We start from the raw sequence: 20,265 nt of genomic DNA, 5'->3' as shown, positions 1-20,265 counted from the left end.
ATAGTTCTCAGCCGTGCGGCGTTAATTGATCTGGAAAGGATAAACCGAGCCCAGTTTAAGGATTTGCGTCAGTTCATCCAGTGCCGTCCGGCACTCAAGCAGCAATTGCGGGTCAGCCAGGTCGGTTTCCCGCAGGCTGTCGCGGTAGTGCTTGTCGACCCATTGGGTCAGCGTGTCGTACAACGGCGCTGTCATGATAACCCCTGGGTTGACCGCCGCCAGTTCGGTTTCATTCAAGGCTACACGCAAGCGCAGGCACGCCGGGCCACCGCCGTTCTGCATGCTTTGCTTGAGGTCGAAGACTTTGACTTCGCGGATCAGCCCGCCGGAGGACGTCAGGCCTTGCAGGTACTGCCAGACACGCTCGTTGGCGCGGCATTCTTCCGGCACGATCAGCAGCATCGAACCGTCGGCACGGGTCAGCAGCTGGCTGTTGAACAGGTAGGAACGCACCGCGTCTTCAACCCCCACCTGGGCCCGTGGCACGCAGATCGACTGGAAATTGCCGCCGAGCTTGCCGAGCTTGCCCTGCAATTCGCCGAGCATCTGATCGGTATTGAGGAACGCGTCCTCGTGATAGAACAGCACCTCGCCATTGCCCACCGCGATCACGTCGTTGTGGAACACGCCGGCATCGATCACCGCCGGGTTCTGCTGCGCGTAAACCACACCGTCGTCCCGCAGGCCATGCAGGCGCGCGACCGCCTGGGAGGCTTCGAGGGTCTGGCGCGCCGGGTACTTTTGCGGCGCCGGGTAGCGGGTGTCGAACGCGCTGCGGCCGAACACGAAAAACTCTACGCCCGCCTCGCCATAGTCCCGGCAGAAACGCGTGTGGTTGGCCGCGCCTTCGTCACCGAACTGCGCCACGGCCGGCAGCGCGGCGTGGTGGGCGAAGTGTTTGCCATCGGCAAACATCGCTCCCAGCACGCGGCTGGTGGTCGGGTGTTCGATGCTGCGGTGGTATTTGCAGTTGAGGTTGGCGGCGGTGAAATGCACGCGGCCGTCAAAGGTGTCGGCGCTCGGGCTGACGGTCGCGGCATTGGCCACCCACATGCTCGACGCCGAGCAACTGGCAACCAGCAGCGGCATGGCTTGCTTGGCGGCCTGCTGGATGACTTGTGCGTCGGTGCCGGCAAAACCGAGGTTGCGCAAGGCGGCCACATCCGGACGTTCCTGGGGCGCCAGCACACCTTGCACAAAGCCCATTTCCATCAGGGCCTTCATCTTCGCCAAGCCTTGCAGCGCAGCTTCCTTCGGGTTGGAGGACTGCTGGCTGTTGCTTTGGGACGCGACGTTGCCGTAGGACAAGCCGCCGTAGTTATGGGTCGGCCCCACTAGACCGTCAAAATTGACTTCACAGGATTTCATCGGCGAGGCTCCACGAACATCTGTATTTTTATAGGCATCAAATTACTTGAACACACCACAAATCAAGTGTGGGAGCGGGCTTGCTCGCGAAAGCGGTGGTTCAGTCGCCTGAAATGTTGAATGACACACCGCCTTCGCGAGCAAGCCCGCTCCCACATTTAGATCAGCGTCACACCCGGGGTTAACGTCGCCGGTAGCACCAGGCTCGGGGTCTCAAGGGAGGCCACCGGGTACGCGCAATAGTCCGCCGCGTAATAGGCGCTGGCGCGATGGTTGCCCGAAGCCCCTACCCCGCCAAATGGCGCGCTGCTCGCAGCACCCGTCAGCTGTTTGTTCCAGTTGACGATCCCGGCGCGGCTTTCCAGCCAGAACTGCTGGTAACGCGCCTCGGAATCCGACAGCAACCCGGCCGCCAAGCCGTATTGAGTGTTGTTGGCCTCGGCAATCGCCGCCTCGAAATCAGCGTAGCGGATCACTTGCAGCAGTGGGCCGAACAGCTCTTCGTCAGCACGTTCCGTAACCTCGGTCACATCGATAATCCCCGGCGTCAGCAACGCAGCCTGGGCCTGGGGTTGAGTCATTTCCAACAGCGCCACGGCGCCATTGGCCAACAGCAATTCCTGGGCATCCATCAACGCCTTGGCAGCACCGAGGGAAATCACCGAGCCCATGAACGGCGCCGGCGTTTGGTCAAATGCGCCGACTTCGATGGTCGAGCTCACCGCCACCAGGCGTGCGAGCAACGCATCGCCCCAGGCGCCTTCCGGCACCAGCAGGCGACGGGCGCAGGTGCAACGCTGGCCAGCGGAGATAAACGCCGACTGGATAATGGTGTACACGGCCGCATCCACATCGGCCACTTCGTCCACCACCAGCGGGTTGTTGCCGCCCATTTCCAGCGCGAGGATCTTGTCCGGGCGCCCGGCGAATTGCTGGTGCAGATGGTTGCCGGTGCGGCTGGAGCCAGTGAAGAACAGACCGTCGATGCCCGGATTCGCCGCCAGGGCGATCCCGGTTTCCCGTGCGCCTTGCAGCAGGTTCAACACGCCCGCCGGCAGGCCGGCGTCGATCCAGCATTGCACGGTCAGCTCGGCAACTTTCGGGGTCAGCTCGCTCGGTTTGAACAGTACGGTGTTACCCGCCAGCAAGGCCGGTACGATGTGGCCGTTAGGCAGATGACCGGGGAAGTTGTAAGGGCCAAACACCGCCACCACACCGTGGGGCTTGTGGCGCAATACGGCAGTGGCGTCGCCCAACGGGCCGCTCTTTTCGCCGGTACGCTCGCGGTAGCTTTGCACCGAGATCGCGACCTTGTTGACCATGCTGGTGACTTCAGTCGCCGATTCCCACAATGGCTTGCCGGTTTCCTCACCGATGCAGCGGGCGAGTTCGTCGGCACGGCTTTTCAGGTTGGCGGCGAAGGCTTCCAGCACGCTCAGGCGTTCTTCCAGGGAACGCTTGGCCCAGGCTGGAAAGGCCTGGCGCGCGGCCTGGACGGCGGACTCGACCTGCTCGGCGGTGGCGCCATTACCCGACCACACCACCTGCTGGGTCACCGGGTTCAGCGACTCAAACACTTCACCCTGGCCAGCCAGCCATTCACCTGCGATGTATAGCGAATTCATTATTTCGACTCCCGGGCAGCGGACAACGGTACGGCACGCACTTGATCACCGGCGATCAGTTGCAGGCGCTTGGCGGTCTGTTGATCGACCACCAGGGTGCCCGCAGCCAACCGCGCCGGCGCGGCGGTGATGCGGCAATCTTCACGTTTGCGGTTATGGATCAGGAACGGCGTGGCGTCGTCGCCCGGCGTACCAATCGCCAGCACCAGCGCTTCGCTGTCGCGCACGGCGCGGATCTTGGTGGTTTCACACTCCACCGCCGGGCCCGCGTCGAAGATGTCGACGTAGCCCTGGTAGCTGAAACCTTCGCTCTTGAGCATGCTCAGGGCCGGCTCGGTGTCGGTGTGGACCTTGCCGATCACGTTGCGCGCGTCCTCAGACAGGAAGCAGGTGTACAGCGGAAACTTCGGCATCAGCTCGGCGATAAACGCCTTGTTGCCCACGCCGGTGAGGTAGTCGGCCTGGCTGAATTCCATCTTGAAAAAGTGCCGGCCCAGGCTTTCCCAGAACGGCGAGCGCCCGGCTTCGTCGGACATGCCGCGCATCTCGGCGATGATCTTGTTGCCAAACAGCTGCGGGAATTCCGCGATAAACAGCATGCGCGCCTTGGCCAGCATGCGGCCGTTAAGGCCATTGCGGTAATCGGCGTGCAGGAACAACGAGCACAGCTCGGAGTTGCCGGTCAGGTCGTTGGCCAGAAACAGCGTCGGGATTTCACGGTAGATGTTCAGCTCCTGGGAGGCGCTGACCGTCAGGCCGACCCGGAAGTTGTACCAGGGCTCGCGCAGGCCGACGGCACCGGCGATGGCGGAAATCCCCACCACGCGGCCTTCGTCGTTTTCCAGCACGAACAGGTAGTCCGCATCACCGCGCCCGGCTTCGCCGCGAAAGGTCTTTTCAGCCCAGCCGACCCGATGGGTCAGGCGCTCTTCGTTGGCCGGCAAGGTGGTGAGGCCGGTGCCGGTGCTGCGCGCCAGATCAATCAGGGCCGGTAAATCGCTGCTGCGTACGGGACGAACGATCATGCTATCTCCTCAAACGGGCCGCCTTGCAAGCCACCCGCGAAACTCATTCTTAAACCGCTACCAGTCGAACGCTGGCACCCTCGCCGACGCCCAGGGCTTCGGCGGTTTCCAGGTCCAGGGTCACTGGCTTGCCCGGCGCGTAGTCCAGCTCCAGCATCACCGCGCGGTAATCCTGCAACTGGCCGTTGCTCACCAGGTACTGGCGGCCGACACCCTTGACCATCTCACCGATCTTCACCGGCACCACACGGCTCTGGGCGATCGAGCGAATGCCCGAGACGCGCGCATGCAGGGTTGGGCCGCCGTCGAAGATGTCGATGTAATGGTCGGTCTCGAAGCCTTCGCGCATCAGGATGTCGAAGGTGATCTGCGCCCGCGGGTGAACCTGGCCCATGGCTTCCTGGGCGGCGTCCGGCAACAGCGGCACGTAGATCGGGTAATGCGGCATCAGTTCGGCCAGGAAGGTCCGGCTCTTCAACCCGCACAGGCGCTCGGCGGCGGCGTAGTTGAGGTCGAAAAAGTTGCGGCCGATGGCGTCCCAGAACGGCGAATCACCGTTCTCGTCGCTGTAGCCCACAATCTCGGTGACCACCGAATCGGCGAAGCGCTCCGGGTGGCCGGCCACGAACAGCAGGCGGCCACGGGAGTTGAGCTCCGACCACGGCGAACCCACCAGCTCCGGCACCACGTAGAAGCTGGTCAGCAGGCTGTTGCCGGTGAGGTCATGGCACTGCGAGAGCACGTGGATCTTGTTGTGGATCTTCAGCTCGCGGGAAGCGTGCACGAAGGTCTCGTTACGGAAGCTGTAGAACGGTTCCGAGTAGCCGGCCGAGGCAACGATGGCCGAACAGCCCACCAGCTTGCCGGCGTCGGTGTCTTCCAGGACGAAGAAATAGCTTTCTTCACCGTTGAAGCTGACCTCGGCGGCGAAGGACGCTTCGCTCGCAGCGATCTTGTCGCTCAGGCGTTCGACATCATCCGGCAAGGAGGTGACACCAATCGGGCTGTCCGCAGCCAGACGCTGTACCTCGCCCAGATCAGCCATTTGCGCGGGGCGCATCACCAGCATGGTGTCACTCCTTAACTCGAAAACTCACAGGAAAAAATGCCGGACACGATCTTGAAATCAGTGAGGTCAAGTGTGGGAGCGGGCTTGCTCGCGAAAGCGGTGTGTCATTCAACATTTCAGGTGACTGAGCCACTGCATTCGCGAGCAAGCCCGCTCCCACATTTGATCTTCACAGCTTCAACTAAAGAGTCCGGCATACAAAATTTGTGTTGGGCGCCCGACTCGCCGGGCACCCAACGGTCCATCAGGCTTGCGTCAGCTTTTTCACCGCACGTTCGAAGCGGTCCAGACCTTCCTGGATATCGGCATCTTCCACCACCAGGCTCGGGGCGAAGCGCACCACATCCGGGCCGGCTTGCAGGATCATCAAGCCTTCGCGCTCGGCGGCGTTGAAGATGTCCTTGGCCTTGCCTTTCCAGGCATCGCTCAGCACGCAACCGAGCAGCAGGCCCAGGCCACGCACTTCGGTGAAGATGCCGTATTGCTGGCCAATCTTCTCCAGACGGGAAACGAACAGGTCGTGCTTGGCGTTAACGCCGGCCAGCACTTCTGGCGTGTTGATCACGTCGATCACCGCTTCCGCCACCGCGCACGCCAGCGGGTTGCCGCCGTAGGTGGTGCCGTGGGTGCCGACCACCAGGTGCTTGGCCAGGTCTTCGCGAGTCAGCATGGCCGCGATCGGGAAACCGCCGCCCAGGCTCTTGGCGCTGGTGAGGATGTCCGGCACGACGCCGTAATGCTGGTAGGCGAACAGCTCGCCGCTGCGGCCCATGCCGGTTTGCACTTCGTCGAACACCAGCAGCGCGTTGTTCGCGTCGCACAGGTCGCGGGCACCTTGCAGGTACGACAGTTCTGCCGGCAGCACGCCGCCTTCGCCCTGGATCGGCTCCAGCACCACGGCGCAGGTCTTGTCCGAGACGGCGGCTTTCAGCGCCTCCAGATCGTTGTAAAGCACGTGGGTGATGCCGACGATCTTCGGACCGAAGCCGTCGGAGTACTTCGACTGGCCACCCACGTTCACGGTGAACAGGGTACGGCCGTGGAAGCTGTTCAGCGCGGCGATGATTTCGTATTTCTCGGTGCCGAAGCGGTCGAACGCGACACGACGGGCCAACTTGAAGGCGGCCTCGTTGGCTTCGGCGCCGGAGTTGCAGAAGAACACACGCTCGGCAAACGTGGCGTCGATCAGCTTATGGGCCAGGCGCAGGGCCGGCTCATTGGTGAAGACGTTGGACACGTGCCACAGCTTGTTGGCCTGTTCGGTCAGTGCACCGACCAGCGCCGGGTGGGCGTGGCCCAATACGTTGACCGCGATGCCGCCGGCAAAGTCGATCAGCTCTCGGCCCGCCTGGTCCCATACGCGGGAACCTGCGCCACGCACGGGGATGAAAGCGGCAGGTGCGTAGTTGGGAACCATGACCTGGTCGAAATCGGCACGTTGCACCGGGGCTTGCTCAACGGACATCGGAGTCTCCTGAAGAGGAACGCCTGCCTGAAACTGGCGGGCGATGCAGGGATTGTAAGGACAGTTTTCAGCGCGGCCTTGCCGCCAAGCGACAACTTCTTATAGCGCCAACCCGCGATTTTCGCGGGTTTACGCCAATGCGACAAATAGCATCGCAATGGCGCAGTTTAAACCGCCCGGGCCGGTTTTGGGCGGTCGGTGAGGCACAACTATCCAATGCCGTCGCCGATGGCCGTTTTGGTCTGCTGTTGATCTCATCCGCGCACAGGAACAGCGCCATCGCCTGGAGATGCCGGCCGAGCACTGATGCCTAGCCGCGCTCGGACGGCACCGACGACAATTCGAACGGGCTGCTGCTGCGGCGCTGGTTGCGGTCTTCACGAGGGGTGGCGCCGAAGAAGTTGCGGTAGGCGCTGGAGAAGTGCGGCCCCGAGGAGAAGCCGCAGGACAGGCCGATCTGGATGATCGACTTGCTGGTTTGCATGAGCATCTGGCGGGCCTTGTTAAGGCGCAGTTCCAGGTAGTACTGGCTGGGGACGCGATTGAGGTATTGCTTGAAGATCCGCTCGAGCTGTCGTCGGGACACGCACACATGCTGGGCGATTTCGTCGGTGGTCAGCGGCTCTTCGATGTTGGCCTCCATCAGCAAAACCGCCTGGGTCAGCTTTGGATGGCTGGAACCCAGGCGGTTTTGCAGCGGGATGCGCTGGCGCTCGCCGCCTTCGCGGATGCGCTCTACCACCAGTTCTTCCGAGACCGCCCCGGCCAGTTCGGCGCCGTGGTCACGGGCCAGCACTGCCAGCAGCAGGTCGAGTACCGACATGCCACCGCAGGCGGTCAGGCGGTCACGGTCCCAGTCGAACAGATGGCTGGTGGCGATGACCTTGGGGAAACGCTCGGCGAAATCGTCCTGCCAGCGCCAGTGCACAGCGGCGCGATAGCCGTCGAGCAGACCGAGCTGGGCCAACGGATACACACCGGCCGACAGGCCGCCGATCACACACCCGGCACGCACCAGTTGCTTGAGGGCGGTGCTGAGCTGGGAGGCGATGACGGTCGGTGGCTCATCGGCCAGCAGGAACAGCTTCTGGAAACCTTCCAGCTTGCCAGCCCAGGGCTCACCCGGCAGTTGCCAGGCGCCGTCGATTGGCGGTTCGGCCTGCAAAAACGAGAGTTCGTACACCACGTCCGGATGCACCCGCTGAGCAACGCGCAAGGCCTCCTCAGCCAGCGCAAGCGTCAGTGCTTTAGTGCTGGGCCAAATCAGGAAACCAATTCGATGGGCAGTCATGGAGTGCTATCCGAAGCGAGTAACAGTAATGAAGACAAAGGCCAATGCTAGCCCGTAAACCAACACAAATCTCTAAAGCGGGTGAAGATCCAAATGTGGGAGCGGGCCTGCTCGCGAATGCGGTGGATCAGTCACCGGATGTATCAACTGATACACCGCTTTCGCGAGCAAGCCCGCTCCCACAGGGGATTGGGCAACCTCAGGATTGTGAAGCTTGCACTAATTCAGTGCATAAAAGCAGTTCTGTTTACTTCAAGCTGCCGGAAAGAAACTGCTGCAAACGCTCGGACTGTGGGTTGACCAGCACTTCGCGCGGGTTGCCACGTTCTTCAACGATGCCTTTGTGCAGGAATACCAACTGGTTGGAGACTTCACGGGCAAAGCCCATTTCGTGGGTCACCACCACCATGGTCCGGCCTTCCTGGGCCAGGTCCTGCATCACCTTGAGCACTTCGCCCACCAGCTCCGGGTCAAGGGCCGAGGTGGGTTCGTCGAACAGCATCACCTCAGGCTCCATCGCCAGGGCACGGGCAATCGCCACGCGTTGCTGTTCACCGCCGGACATGTGGCCAGGGAACGCATCCTTACGATGGCCCACACCGACTTTAGCCAGGTAGTGCTCGGCCTTTTCCCGGGCGTCTTTTTTCGACATGCCCAAGACGTGCACCGGTGCTTCCATGACGTTTTCCAGCGCGGTCATGTGGGACCACAGGTTGAAGTGCTGGAACACCATCGACAGTCGCGAACGCATGCGTTGCAGCTGTTTCGGGTCTGCAGCCTTCATGGCGCCGTCTTTGTTGGCCACCAGTTTCAGCTCTTCGTTATTGAGCAGAATCTTGCCGGCGTGGGGCTGCTCCAGCAGGTTGATGCAGCGCAAAAAGGTACTTTTGCCCGAGCCACTGGACCCGATGATGCTGATCACATCACCGGCCGCGGCGGCCAGGGAAACACCTTTGAGCACTTCATGACTGCCATAGCGTTTATGCAGGTCTTGGACTTCAAGTTTGTACATGCGGTCGGTTCTCACAAAAACAGTTGGTCAGTCGTTGAGCAAGCGCCCGTGCCGCAGCGCTTCGCGCCCCGCCACCTTGGCCAGCCAGAAACCCGCTTGGGCATAACGTAGCCGTTCAACGGCAAACAGCACCCCAGGCGTGCCCGCGCAAACAATGCTCACGCGGTCGGACAAGGGATCGATCACTTCAAATATCGGGTCGCCGGCTTCGACTACGTCACCGGCTTTACGCAGGTAGCTGATCACGCCGGCGTGGGGCGCGAACAACAACTCGGTGCCTTCGAAGGGCAGGCCTTCGCAGGGCTCGTGCTGCGGCGCGGGCCATTCACCACGGATCAGGCCTTGCTCGGCGAGGAACGCCAGGATGCCTTCAGCGTGGAAAATCGCTTCGTCACGGCCAGTATCGGCCTGGCCACCCAGCTCCAGAGTCGTCGCCAGGCACGCCAGGGGAATCTGCGCCTCGGGGAACGCCCGGGACAGCCGCAGCCACGGTAGCGAGCAGGCTTCGTCAAACGAACTGCCGCCGGAATCTTCCGCCAGCAGGCCGACCTTCACATTCAGGTGCGCCGACAGCGAACGCCACTGCGGCCAGTGTTGCGGCAGCGCGTACATGTGCAACGCGGCTTCGGCGTCGCAATGCAGGTCGAGGACCACGTCGGCGGTGCAGGCATGGCTCAGCAACACCCGCTGCATGCCTTGCAACTGGCTGCTCGGCGCCGGCAACGCATTGAGCGCATCGCTCATGGCCTGGCGGATCAAGCGCACATTGGCGTGAGGATCATCCCCCAGCTTGCCGTTGAGCAACTCGGTAACCGGCTCGCTCAACTCAACGAAGTCGCGGTTGAAGTTCTTGCCGCTGCCGATCTCGAAACGGCCCTGGTGACTGCCTTGCAGCAGTTGCCCCAGGCCCATCGGATTGGCGACGGGAACCAGCTCGATCACGCCGTTGAGGGCGCCTTGCTGTTCCAGTTCCGTCAGGCGCTTTTTCAGCTCCCAGGCGGCGCGCATGCCGGGCAATTCATCCGCGTGCAGGCTGGCCTGGATATAAGCCTTGCGCTCGCCGCTGCCGAAACGAAACACCGTCAGCTGGCGTTCGCAGCCCAGGTGACCCCAGGGCAACAGGTGATCGATACGTTCCATATCAATGCTTCCGTGGAGCCAGGTAGCTCAGCCAGCGGCCTTCGGCCAACTTGAACAGGCGCACCAGGATGAAGGTCAGGCACAGGTAGAACGCACCCGCCGTGATATAGGCTTCGAACGGCAAGTAGTACTGGGCGTTCACCGTGCGTGCGGCACCGGTAATGTCGATCAGGGTGACGATGGAGGCCAGGCTCGTGGTCTGGAGCATCATGATCACTTCGTTGCTGTATTGCGGCAGCGCCCGGCGCAGGGCCGATGGCAGCAGGATCCGGCGATACAGCTTGTAGCGCGACATGCCCATGGCCTTGGCTGCCTCGATCTCGCCGTGGGGCGTGGCCTTGAGGCTGCCGGCGATGATTTCGGCGGTGTAGGCGCTGGTGTTCACGGCAAACGCCAGGCACGCGCAGAAGGTCGCGCTGGACAGCAGTGGCCACAGGAAGCTTTCGCGCACCGCTTCAAACTGGGCCAGGCCGTAGTAGATCAAGAACAGCTGCACCAGCATCGGCGTGCCGCGAATCACATAGGTGTACAGCCAGGCAACACCGTTGACGATCGGCTGCTTGGACACGCGCATCAGGCCCAGGGGCAAGGCCGCGAGCAAACCGAAGAACAGCGAAATGGCCAGCAGTTTCAGGGTGGTCAGCAAGCCGCCGAGGTACAGCGGCATGGCCTCCCAGATGACGTTGTAGTCGAAGATCATAGATCAGCCGCCTTTACGCCTACCGAGTAGCGCTTCTCAAGATGACGCAGGGCCAGCAACGACACGCTGGTGATCACCAGGTACATCGCCGCCACTGCGAGGAAGAAGGTAAAAGGTTCGCGGGTGGCGTCTGCCGCCTGCTTGGCCTTGAACATCATGTCTTGCAGGCCCACCACCGAAATCAATGCGGTGGCCTTGGTCAGTACCAGCCAGTTGTTGGTAAACCCGGGGATCGCCAGCCGAATCATCTGCGGCACCATCACCCGGAAAAACACCTGGAACGGGCTCATGCCATACGCCAGGCCGGCTTCGGCCTGGCCCTTGGGAATGGCCATGAAGGCGCCACGGAAGGTTTCCGAAAGGTAGGCGCCAAAGATGAAACCCAGGGTGCCGATACCGGCGGCCAAGGGGTTCAAGTCAATGTAGTCGTTGTAGCCGAGCAACGGCGCAACGCGGTTAAGCAGGTCCTGACCACCGTAGAAAATCAGCAGGATCAGCACCAGGTCGGGGATCCCGCGGATCACCGTGGAGTACAGGTCGCCCAGCCAGGCCAACCAGCGCACCGGCGAGAGGCGCAACGCGACCCCGATCAGACCCAGAACAATGGCCAGGGCCATGGACGACAAGGCGAGCTGAAGCGTCAACCAAGCGCCATCGAGGATGACAGCCCCGTAGCCTTTCAACATGATTCAGGTCCTCGAAAAGGGGGATGAAAAAATGGCGCAAACTTCAGAGATCCTGGTGCTTGCGCCATTCTGGACAGACAGCTGCGACGGTTTACTTGGCTTCTGGGCCGTAAATGTCGAAGTTGAAGTACTTGTCCTGGATTGCCTTGTACTTGCCGTTGGCACGGATCGCAGCGATTGCAGCGTTGATGCGGTCCAGGTTTTCCTTGTCGCCTTTACGTACCGCGATGCCGATACCGTCGCCGAAGTACTTGGCGTCGGTGAAGGCCGGGCCGGTGAACGCGTAGCCTTTACCGGCTGGCGTGTCGAGGAAGCCTTCCTGCAACAGGGTGGCGTCGGCTACGGTGCCATCAAGGCGACCGGCTTCTACGTCCAGGTAGATTTCGTTCTGCGAGCTGTAAGGAACAATGGTGGCGCCTTTGGGAGCCAGCACTTCCTTGGCGAAACGGTCGTGGATCGAACCGCGCTGCACGCCGATTTTCTTGCCTTTCAATTCATCCAGGCTGTCGCTGACGGCAGTGCCTTCCTTCAATACCAGGCGAGCCGGGGTCAGGTAGTAGCGGTTGGTGAAGTCCACGGACTTCTTGCGATCGTCGGTGATGGACATCGAGGACAGGATGGCGTCGATTTTGCGCACTTTCAGCGCCGGGATCAGGCCGTCGAATTCCTGCTCGACCCAGGTGCACTTGACCTGCATCTGCTCACACAGGGCGTTGCCGATGTCGTAGTCAAAACCGACGATGCTGCCGTCCGGTGCCTTCGAGGCAAACGGAGGGTAAGCCGCTTCAATACCAATCTTCAGTGGCTTGCCTTCGGCGAAAGCCTGCATGGACAGCACGGACAGCGCCAGGGCGCCCAACAGCACGAGTTTCTTCATCTTGGGACTCCATCGGTATAGGGCAAAACAGCAGTATGAGCCAGGGCCCACGATGCGAATGAGTGAAACCGAATAGCGGTGCTGCGTCCTGCGCCAGTTCAGCATCGGCGACGACGAGCGAGTGATCGGCATTCTAACGACAGGCCGGAAGCCGATATTTCCTCAATGCGACAACAATTTACAGAAGCACCGAGAAAGCGGTTCCAGCACATTGACAGCCTCTTGATTTTATGCAGAGGCAAAAGATATTAAACCTGTTAACGCTGCAAGTTGCGGGCCTATTATTCGCAAACCCTTCTAGCACGGCAAGTGTAGCGTTGGATCTAATTTTTCAGGGCGTCTAAGACGCGGGTTTTCGGGGCATGGGCGTAGCACTTTGCCTCATGTTTGGGCGTGGGGTTACACATTTGCCGGGTTCGGTAACATTCAGAAACTTCCTACAACACAATCCGATATTTATTGGCCTTGTGTAAGTCGCGCCACTGAATGACCAATCTTGGAATGCAATCAAAATGTGGGAGCGGGCTTGCTCGCGAAGGCGGCGTGTCAGCCAGCACACCACTAACTGATACACCGCCTTCGCGAGCAAGCCCGCTCCCACAGGGGTTATAGGTCGCCTGTCCGATCGCACAAAAAAGCCCCATCCGGCCTACGCCGAATGGGGCTTCGTCCCACAAACCCGCCTTACGCGACGTTCATGGTCTTGTGCGTCTCGATCAAATGCGCCACCACACTCGGATCCGCCAGGGTGGAGATATCGCCCAACCCGTCGTATTCAGCGGTGGCAATCTTGCGCAGGATCCGGCGCATGATTTTCCCCGAACGGGTCTTCGGCAAGCCCGGTGCCCACTGGATCACATCCGGTGAAGCAATCGGCCCGATCTCTTTACGCACCCAGTTTTTCAACTCCAGGCGCAACGCTTCATTCGGCTCTTCGCCGTTTTTCAGCGTGACATACACATAGATGCCCTGGCCCTTGATGTCATGAGGCACCCCCACCACCGCCGCTTCCGCGACTTTCGGGTGCGCAACCATGGCGCTCTCAATCTCGGCGGTGCCCATGCGGTGGCCGGAGACGTTCAGCACGTCATCCACCCGCCCGGTGATCCAGTAGTAGCCATCCTCGTCACGGCGCGCACCGTCACCGGTGAAGTACATGCCACGGAAGGTCTTGAAGTAGGTGTCCACAAACCGGTCATGGTCGCCATACAGCGTACGTGCCTGGCCCGGCCACGAATCCAGGATCACCAGGTTACCCTCGGCTACGCCTTCAATCAGGTTGCCGAGGTTATCCACCAGCGCCGGTACCACGCCAAAGAATGGGCGCGCCGCCGAACCCGGCTTGAGGGCATGGGCGCCCGGCAGCGGGCTCATCATGTTGCCGCCGGTCTCGGTCTGCCACCAGGTATCGACGATCGGGCAACGGGATTGGCCGACGTTCTTGTAGTACCAGTCCCACGCTTCCGGGTTAATCGGCTCACCCACCGAACCCAGCAGGCGCAAGCTGCTGCCATCGGCGCCTTCGCAGGCGGCGGTGCCGGAGGCCATCATGGCGCGGATCGCGGTCGGTGCGGTGTAGAGGATGTTCACTTTGTGCTTGTCGACGATCTTCGCCACCCGGGTGATGTCCGGATAGTTCGGCACGCCTTCGAACATCAGCGTGGTCGCGCCGTTGGCCAGTGGGCCATAGACGATATAGGTGTGGCCGGTGACCCAGCCGACGTCGGCGGTGCACCAGTAGATTTCGCCCGGACGGTAGTCAAACACGCGCTCGTGGGTCAGGGCTGCGTACAACAGGTAGCCGCCGGTGGTGTGCTGCACGCCCTTCGGCTTGCCGGTGGAGCCGGAGGTGTAAAGGATGAACAGCGCTTCTTCGGCGCCCATCTCTTTCGGCGCACACACGGTGCCCGCCACTTTCATCAGGTCTTCGTACCAGATGTCGCGATGCTGGTTCCACTTGATGTTGCCACCGGTGCGCTTGCACACGATGACTTTCTGGATGCTGCTGGTTTCCGGGTTGGTCAGGGCGTCGTCGACGTTGGCCTTCAGGGAAATTTTCTTGCCGGCACGAATGCCTTCGTCGGCGGTGATCACCACCTTGGATTTGCAGTCGATGATCCGACCGGCCAGGGCCTCTGGCGAGAACCCGCCAAACACCACCGAGTGAATCGCACCGATCCGGGCACAGGCCAGCATGGCGACCGCGGCTTCGGGAATCATCGGCATATAGATAGTCACCACGTCGCCGCGGTGCACATCCTGGCCGCGCAGGGCGTTGGCGAACTTGCAGACTTCTTCATGCAGCTCGCGGTAGGTGATGGTGCGGCTTTCGGCAGGGTCGTCGCCCTCCCAGATGATTGCCGGCTGGTCGCCACGCTCGGCGAGGTGGCGGTCCAGGCAGTTGTAGGAAACGTTGAGGGTGCCGTCGGCAAACCATTTGATGTCGACATGGTGATCGTCGAAGGAGGTCTGCTTCACCGTGGTGAAAGGCTTGATCCAGTCAAGGCGCTTGGCTTGCTCGCGCCAGAAACCGTCGGGGTTGACCACCGACTGCTGGTACATGGCCTTGTAGGTCGCCTCATCGGTCAGCGTATTGGCTGCTACTTCGGGGCGAACGGGGTACAGAGAAGCCGCACTCATCTTTCTTACCTCGGTGACATAGTTGTTGTTGTATGGCCCTGTTGTAGCCGGGCCGGACCTATAGAACCATTCGACGATGGTAGTAACAAGCCCCTACAAATTGCCCACCTATCCCCTGGCAGCGCTCTGGCCCGCGGCCCGTGGCGCTTTGCAGGTTTCTGAAAAAACCTTCATTTCGCGATTGTTACAAAAACCACCAATAGTGTTTATCAAAAGCACGGGTATATGAATATAACTCGGACGCCTAAAATCAACCTCGCCATCAAGGCACTGTGATTAACAACGTAACAGCCCCCACGAAGGCAACGTTAATCCGAACTTCCCAATCAAGTTACACACGTGGCCTCACAAGGGCCCCGTGACCCCTTTCGACCGCCAAAAGGTAAATAGTCAAATGAAAGCGTTATTAGTTATGGCCCTTAGCAGCTTGTGCGCCACCGCCGCCCTGGCCGACGAAGCCCCGACCGACGTAGCCAGCCAGAGCACCCCGATTGTTGAGGATTACACTTACAGCACCCATCTGGACGTCGCCAAAGTAGTGTCCATGAGTGAAGTCCCGGATGTATGCAAAGTTGTACCGGTAAAAATGGAATATGAAGACTCACAAGGTCAGCGTCATATTCTTCAATATCAGGTCATGGGTAACGGTTGCTCTAACGGATAATAACTTCGTTAGTTTGAACTGAACCTGATCTTATTCGCCGCAAGAAATCGTTCTTGCGGCAAAGAGCCGGCTTATCCCCTACCGCTTGAATCGAATGCTACGATTGTGGCGCCGCCACCTCACCTGCAAGGCAGGATGCATTCATGCGAGCCAGTTTCGAAAAAATCCCCACCGAGGCGAACACCTCTTGGACCCTGCTGAACAGGCGTCTACCGGAAGCGATTCCGTTTGAATGGCATCACCATCCCGAATACGAACTGACCCTGACCCTCAACAGCCGCGGGCACCGCTATATCAGCAACGATGTGGCGCTGTACGATGACGGCGACCTGGTGCTGGTGGGCCCGAACGTGCCCCATAGCTGGTCTTCCGCCGAGCTGATCGACCCCGCCAAACCGCACATTGCCCTGGTCATCTGGTTTTCCGAGGCCTGGGCGGACTCGCTGGTGCAACTGTTTCCGGAGATGGGGTCGACGCGCGCGCTATTGGCTGCTGCGCGACAGGCGTTGAGTTTCAGTGATGCTACGTCCCGGGCGCTGCGCCCGGTGATCGAAGCCATGGTCGAGCAAGACGCTTCCCAGCGACTGATCTCGTTGCTTACCGTGCTCAACACATTGTCCCGGGATATCGCCGCGCAGCGCATCGCGACGGAAAACGCCGCCCCTCACATCGTTGAAGACGCGCGCATCCGCCGCGTCCTGGACTACCTGCACGGCCACTATGCGCAACCTGTCGGCATTCCCGAGCTGGCGCAAATGGCCTGCGTCAGCGTTTCAGCCTTCCATCGCATGTTCCGCAAACATACACGCTGCACGGCGCTGGACTACATCGTCCGGCTACGCATCGGACATGCCTGCGCTTTATTGATGCAGGGCAACCTGGCGATCAGCGCGATTTCCGAACAGGTCGGCTATGCCTCCCAGGCGTTGTTCAATCGGCAGTTCAAGGCGCACAAGGGCATGACGCCGTCACAGTTTCGGCTTCAACACGGGCATCACTTTCAATAAGCCGATTCTTCTATACGCCTTACAACAAACGCCACAATCGTACTGCTCAACGCGCCAAATCAGGCTGCCGCCCAGGCGGGCCGGGGTGATTCCATACCTGTATGCACACAACAACAAGACAGGTCACCCCATGAGCAACTACCACGCCTTCGAATGCGCCGAGCTGCCGGACGACTACAAGCGCAGCATCGTCGCGATGAAAAAGGCCCTGCGCGCGCAGATCGGCGATGTGCCTACGCTGTTCGCCGAGGTCAGCGAGTTCATCAGTACTGAAATCGCCTCGATCAAGGCACAGCAGTCCGCCTGGCCCGAGCTTGACTTTGAAACCATCGCCAACGGCCAGGTCACCGAAGCACAACGGGCAATCATCAAGCGCAGGGGCTGCCTGGTGATCCGCAACCACTTCCCCAGGGAACAAGTGCTGGGGTGGGACAAGAGCCTGCTGGACTACCTCGACCACAACCATTTCGACGAGGTGTATCGCGGCCCGGCCGACAATTTCTTCGGTAACCTCGAAGCCTCGCGCCCGGAGATATTCCCGATCTATTGGTCCGACGCCCAGATGCAACTGCGCCAACACGAGCGCATGGGCGCCGCGCAGTCGTTCCTGAATCGCCTGTGGACCTACGATTCCCAAGGCCGGCAATGGTTCGACCCAGACATCAATGCGCTATACCCCGACCGCGTCCGCCGCCGCCCACCGGGCACCAGCTCCAAAGGGCTTGGCCCGCACACCGACTCGGGCGCCCTGGAACGCTGGCTGCACCCCGCCTACCTCAAGGTGTTCGACAAGATCTACCGCAACGACTTCAAGTCCTACGACCCCTGGGACGCCGCCCATCGCACCGAAGTCGATGAATACGCCTACAAGGACACGGTGAAATGCTCGGCCTTCCGCACCTTCCAGGGCTGGACCGCACTGTGCGACATGCAGGCCGACCAGGGCGTGCTGCATACCTTGCCGATCCCCAAGGCCATGGCCTACATGCTGCTGCGCCCGCTGCTGGACGATGTCCCCGAAGATGAGCTGTGCGGCGTTGCGCCGGGCAAGGTGCTGCCAGTTTCAGAGAAATGGCACCCGCTGCTGGTCCAGGGCATGACCCCGATTCCGGACGTGCAGGCCGGCGATTCGGTGTGGTGGCACTGCGACGTGATCCACAGCGTCGCCCCCGTCGAAAATCAACAGGGCTGGGGCAACGTGATGTACGTGCCCGCCGCGCCCATGTGCCCGAAAAACCTGCGGTACGCCAAGGATGTGCTCAGGGCGTTCGAGCAAGGGGCCTCACCGGATGATTTCGCCCGGGAGGACTACGAGAAAGAGTGGAAAGACCGCTTCATGACGCCGCAACTGAACACCCTCGGCCGCAAAGGGCTGGGGCTGGAATAAGCACCGCTCCCCAAAACAACAAAAAGGGTTATCCCACATGAAAATCCCCCATCGCCTTGCCGTTGCCATCTCCCTCGCCAGCCTTTGCACGTTCGCCGCTCACGCAGCCGACAGCAAAGGCACTGTTGAAGTCGTCCACTACTGGACCTCGGGCGGGGAAGCCAAGTCTGTACAGGTGCTGCAACAACTGATCGAGAAAGACGGCTTCATCTGGCAAAACAGTGCCGTGGCCGGCGGCGGTGGCGCTGCTGCCATGACCGTCCTCAAGAGCCGCGCCGTCTCCGGCAACCCGCCCTCTGCCGCGCAGATCAAAGCTCCGGACATTCAGGAGTGGGGCAAGCTGGGCCTGCTGACCAGCGTCGACAACGTCGCCAAGGCCAATCACTGGGACAGCCTGCTGCCCGAAAGCATTGCGCAACTGATGAAGTTCGACGACCACTACGTCGCCGTACCGCTCAACATCCACCGCATCAACTGGTTATGGATCAACCCCGAGGTGCTCAAAAAAGCCGGCGTGTCCAAAGCCCCGGCCACCCTGGAAGAACTCTACGCCGCCGGCGACAAACTCAAGGCCGCCGGCTTCATCGCCATCGCCCACGGCGGCCAACCCTGGCAGGACACCACCGTATTTGAAAGCCTGGTGCTCAGCATCCTGGGCGCCGATGGCTTCCAGAAAGCCTTTATCGACAACGACGAAGCCACCTTCACCGGCCCCAAAATGACCGAAGTCTTCGTCGCGCTGCGCAAGCTGAAGACCTACATGGACCCCAACGGCGCAGGCCAGGACTGGAACATGGAAACCGCCAAAGTCATCAATGGCCAGGCCGGCATGCAAATCATGGGGGACTGGGCCAAGAGTGAGTGGACCGCGGCGGGTAAAAAAGCCGGGGCCGATTATGAATGCGTGCCCTTCCCCGGCTCACAAGGCATTTATAGCTACACCATCGACTCACTGGCCATGTTCAAACCGTCCAGTAAAAATGATACGCCGGGCAACAACGCGGCTCGCGACGACCTGGCCAAGATCGCCCTGGAGCCGCAATTCCAGAGCGTGTTCAACCAGAACAAAGGCTCCATCCCGGTGATCAAGGGCCTGGACATGAGCCAGTTCGACAGCTGTGCCCAGGCTTCCGCCAAGGACTTCGCCGAAGCCGAGAACGCCGGCACGCTGGAGCCGAGCATGGCCTTCAACATGTCCACGTCCCAGGCGGTGCAAGGGGCGGTGTTTGATGTGGTCAGCAACTTCATGAGCAATAAAGACGCGGACCCCGCCAAGGCTGGCAAGCAGATGTTTGCCAGCATCAAAGCCGCAGCCCAGTAACCCCCCGCGACCCGTTCTTGCGCCAAACGGCGCAAGAACTTCCAGACCGAATCTGCCCCAGTTCGGCGCGCTGAAACAAACGCCTACCGCCCGTCAAAAAAATCCAAGCCAGGCAAAGCCTTGTAAACCCGGACCTTGGCTGCAAACACCACCATTTTGGCCGCTCACCGAGACCATCCGCCGCAACACAAAGTCGAATTTTTCCCTATAATGCGCGGGTAAATCGGGCCTGCAATATCCCTTTACACTGGGACGAAGAGCCAGACCTGAGGCCCCCGCTGGAGCCAGTAAGCATTGCTCCGCCCCTCAAGCCTCAAGCAGAACACCCGTAACCCTGATTCCGTTTAATGCGTGCGTTAGCTGCAACAAACGATTCCTTAAGATCCACCGCGGCCTTTGGGCCGTGTGAACACCCCACCATCCGGTTTCACACGGGCACCTTAGAGCCCTCACGCAGGAGACGACACGTCATGCTGAGCTGGGACGAATTCGACAAAGAAGAAGACGGCGAAGTAGTTGCCAAAGGCGCCAACGCCGGCCACGCCACCGAAGCCAACATGGACCGCCTCGACGGTGCCGGCGCTGCTGCCGCCATCGAAGCCCGCGCCGTCACCGCCAATGACTCCGCCGCGATCATCCGGGCCAAGGCCGCCCTCGACAAACTCGACGTCGCCGAAGGCCTAGCCGAACTCGAAGGCTCCGCCGCCCGCGTCGCCGTTGACGAAAAGCGCATGATCAACTGCCGCGCCGACCTCAACCAACTCGTACCTTTCAAGTACGACTGGGCCTGGCAGAAATACCTCGACGGCTGCGCCAACCACTGGATGCCGCAAGAGGTCAACATGACCGCCGACATCGCCCTGTGGAAAAATCCGGAAGGCCTGACCGACGACGAACGTCGCATCGTGATGCGCAACCTCGGCTTCTTCTCCACTGCGGATTCGTTGGTCGCCAACAACCTGGTATTGGCCGTGTACCGCCTGATCAC

17 protein-coding genes are annotated in these 20,265 nt (G+C 60.8%); 5 read left to right on the top strand and 12 right to left on the bottom strand.

The genetic code is table 11. The annotated features are described in order from the left end of the window. Nucleotides 1–21 precede the first annotated feature (21 nt). The 12 genes from astB to acs all read right to left on the bottom strand — a co-directional run bounded on the left by astB (nt 22) and on the right by acs (nt 14,898). Nucleotides 22–1,368 (bottom strand): N-succinylarginine dihydrolase, encoded by a 1,347-nt coding sequence (gene astB / locus HX839_RS09570; protein ID WP_177066985.1) that lies wholly within the window; start codon nt 1,366–1,368, stop codon nt 22–24. Nucleotides 1,369–1,526: 158 nt separating this feature from the next. Further along, the gene (astD, locus tag HX839_RS09565) at nt 1,527–2,996 is read right to left on the bottom strand and encodes a succinylglutamate-semialdehyde dehydrogenase (protein WP_168197533.1); all 1,470 of its coding nucleotides are present in this window, start codon (nt 2,994–2,996) and stop codon (nt 1,527–1,529) included. Then, nucleotides 2,993–4,018, bottom strand: a complete 1,026-nt coding sequence (astA, locus tag HX839_RS09560; RefSeq protein WP_003214325.1) for an arginine N-succinyltransferase — start codon at nt 4,016–4,018, stop codon at nt 2,993–2,995. The genes astD and astA overlap by 4 nt, the downstream gene beginning before the upstream one ends. Nucleotides 4,019–4,067: 49 nt before the next feature. Next, nucleotides 4,068–5,087, bottom strand: coding sequence for an arginine/ornithine succinyltransferase subunit alpha (gene aruF / locus HX839_RS09555; protein WP_063027854.1), 1,020 nt, complete (start codon nt 5,085–5,087; stop codon nt 4,068–4,070). Between the two features lie 244 nt (nt 5,088–5,331). Next, a complete protein-coding gene (locus tag HX839_RS09550; protein ID WP_177066984.1) occupies nt 5,332–6,552 on the bottom strand; it encodes an aspartate aminotransferase family protein in 1,221 nt (406 codons plus the stop codon). 310 nt (nt 6,553–6,862) lie between these two features. Next, on the bottom strand, nt 6,863–7,843 hold the full coding sequence (locus tag HX839_RS09545; RefSeq protein WP_003214334.1) for a GlxA family transcriptional regulator: 981 nt from the start codon (nt 7,841–7,843) through the stop codon (nt 6,863–6,865). Nucleotides 7,844–8,090: 247 nt separating this feature from the next. Further along, a complete protein-coding gene (locus tag HX839_RS09540; protein WP_003214336.1) occupies nt 8,091–8,855 on the bottom strand; it encodes an ABC transporter ATP-binding protein in 765 nt (254 codons plus the stop codon). Nucleotides 8,856–8,882: 27 nt separating this feature from the next. Next, on the bottom strand, nt 8,883–9,995 hold the full coding sequence (locus HX839_RS09535) for a succinylglutamate desuccinylase/aspartoacylase family protein (RefSeq protein ID WP_008435255.1): 1,113 nt from the start codon (nt 9,993–9,995) through the stop codon (nt 8,883–8,885). 1 nt (nt 9,996) lies between these two features. Continuing rightward, nucleotides 9,997–10,695, bottom strand: coding sequence for an ABC transporter permease (locus tag HX839_RS09530; protein WP_010165618.1), 699 nt, complete (start codon nt 10,693–10,695; stop codon nt 9,997–9,999). Further along, entirely contained in the window at nt 10,692–11,381 is a 690-nt protein-coding gene (locus tag HX839_RS09525) for an ABC transporter permease (protein WP_003214341.1), read from the bottom strand. The genes HX839_RS09530 and HX839_RS09525 overlap by 4 nt, the downstream gene beginning before the upstream one ends. Nucleotides 11,382–11,472: 91 nt before the next feature. Continuing rightward, nucleotides 11,473–12,258 carry an ABC transporter substrate-binding protein gene (locus tag HX839_RS09520; RefSeq protein ID WP_003214343.1) on the bottom strand — a complete coding sequence of 262 codons (786 nt, stop codon included), beginning with the start codon at nt 12,256–12,258 and terminating at the stop codon, nt 11,473–11,475. Nucleotides 12,259–12,942: 684 nt separating this feature from the next. Continuing rightward, complete coding sequence (acs, locus tag HX839_RS09515) at nt 12,943–14,898, bottom strand: acetate--CoA ligase (RefSeq protein ID WP_003214346.1); 1,956 nt, start codon at nt 14,896–14,898, stop codon at nt 12,943–12,945. A gap of 394 nt (nt 14,899–15,292) precedes the next feature. Here acs and HX839_RS09510 point away from each other — a divergent pair, with 394 nt between their 5' ends. The 5 genes from HX839_RS09510 to HX839_RS09490 all read left to right on the top strand — a co-directional run. After that, complete coding sequence (locus tag HX839_RS09510) at nt 15,293–15,562, top strand: DUF2790 domain-containing protein (RefSeq protein WP_008435250.1); 270 nt, start codon at nt 15,293–15,295, stop codon at nt 15,560–15,562. Between the two features lie 143 nt (nt 15,563–15,705). Continuing rightward, entirely contained in the window at nt 15,706–16,569 is an 864-nt protein-coding gene (locus tag HX839_RS09505) for an AraC family transcriptional regulator (RefSeq protein ID WP_177066983.1), read from the top strand. Between the two features lie 130 nt (nt 16,570–16,699). Then, complete coding sequence (locus tag HX839_RS09500) at nt 16,700–17,956, top strand: DUF1479 domain-containing protein (RefSeq protein ID WP_003214353.1); 1,257 nt, start codon at nt 16,700–16,702, stop codon at nt 17,954–17,956. Nucleotides 17,957–17,993: 37 nt separating this feature from the next. Continuing rightward, nucleotides 17,994–19,277 (top strand): ABC transporter substrate-binding protein, encoded by a 1,284-nt coding sequence (locus HX839_RS09495; RefSeq protein ID WP_177066982.1) that lies wholly within the window; start codon nt 17,994–17,996, stop codon nt 19,275–19,277. Between the two features lie 470 nt (nt 19,278–19,747). Further along, the coding region (locus tag HX839_RS09490; protein WP_177066981.1) for a ribonucleotide-diphosphate reductase subunit beta at nt 19,748–20,265 on the top strand (518 nt) is incomplete at its 3' end.

It is taken from the genome of Pseudomonas sp. I8001 (genome assembly GCF_013385345.1).
GTDB lineage: Bacteria > Pseudomonadota > Gammaproteobacteria > Pseudomonadales > Pseudomonadaceae > Aquipseudomonas.
The sequence above is the reverse complement of the archived record's forward strand: the minus strand, read 5'-3'. Positions and strand labels throughout refer to the sequence as shown.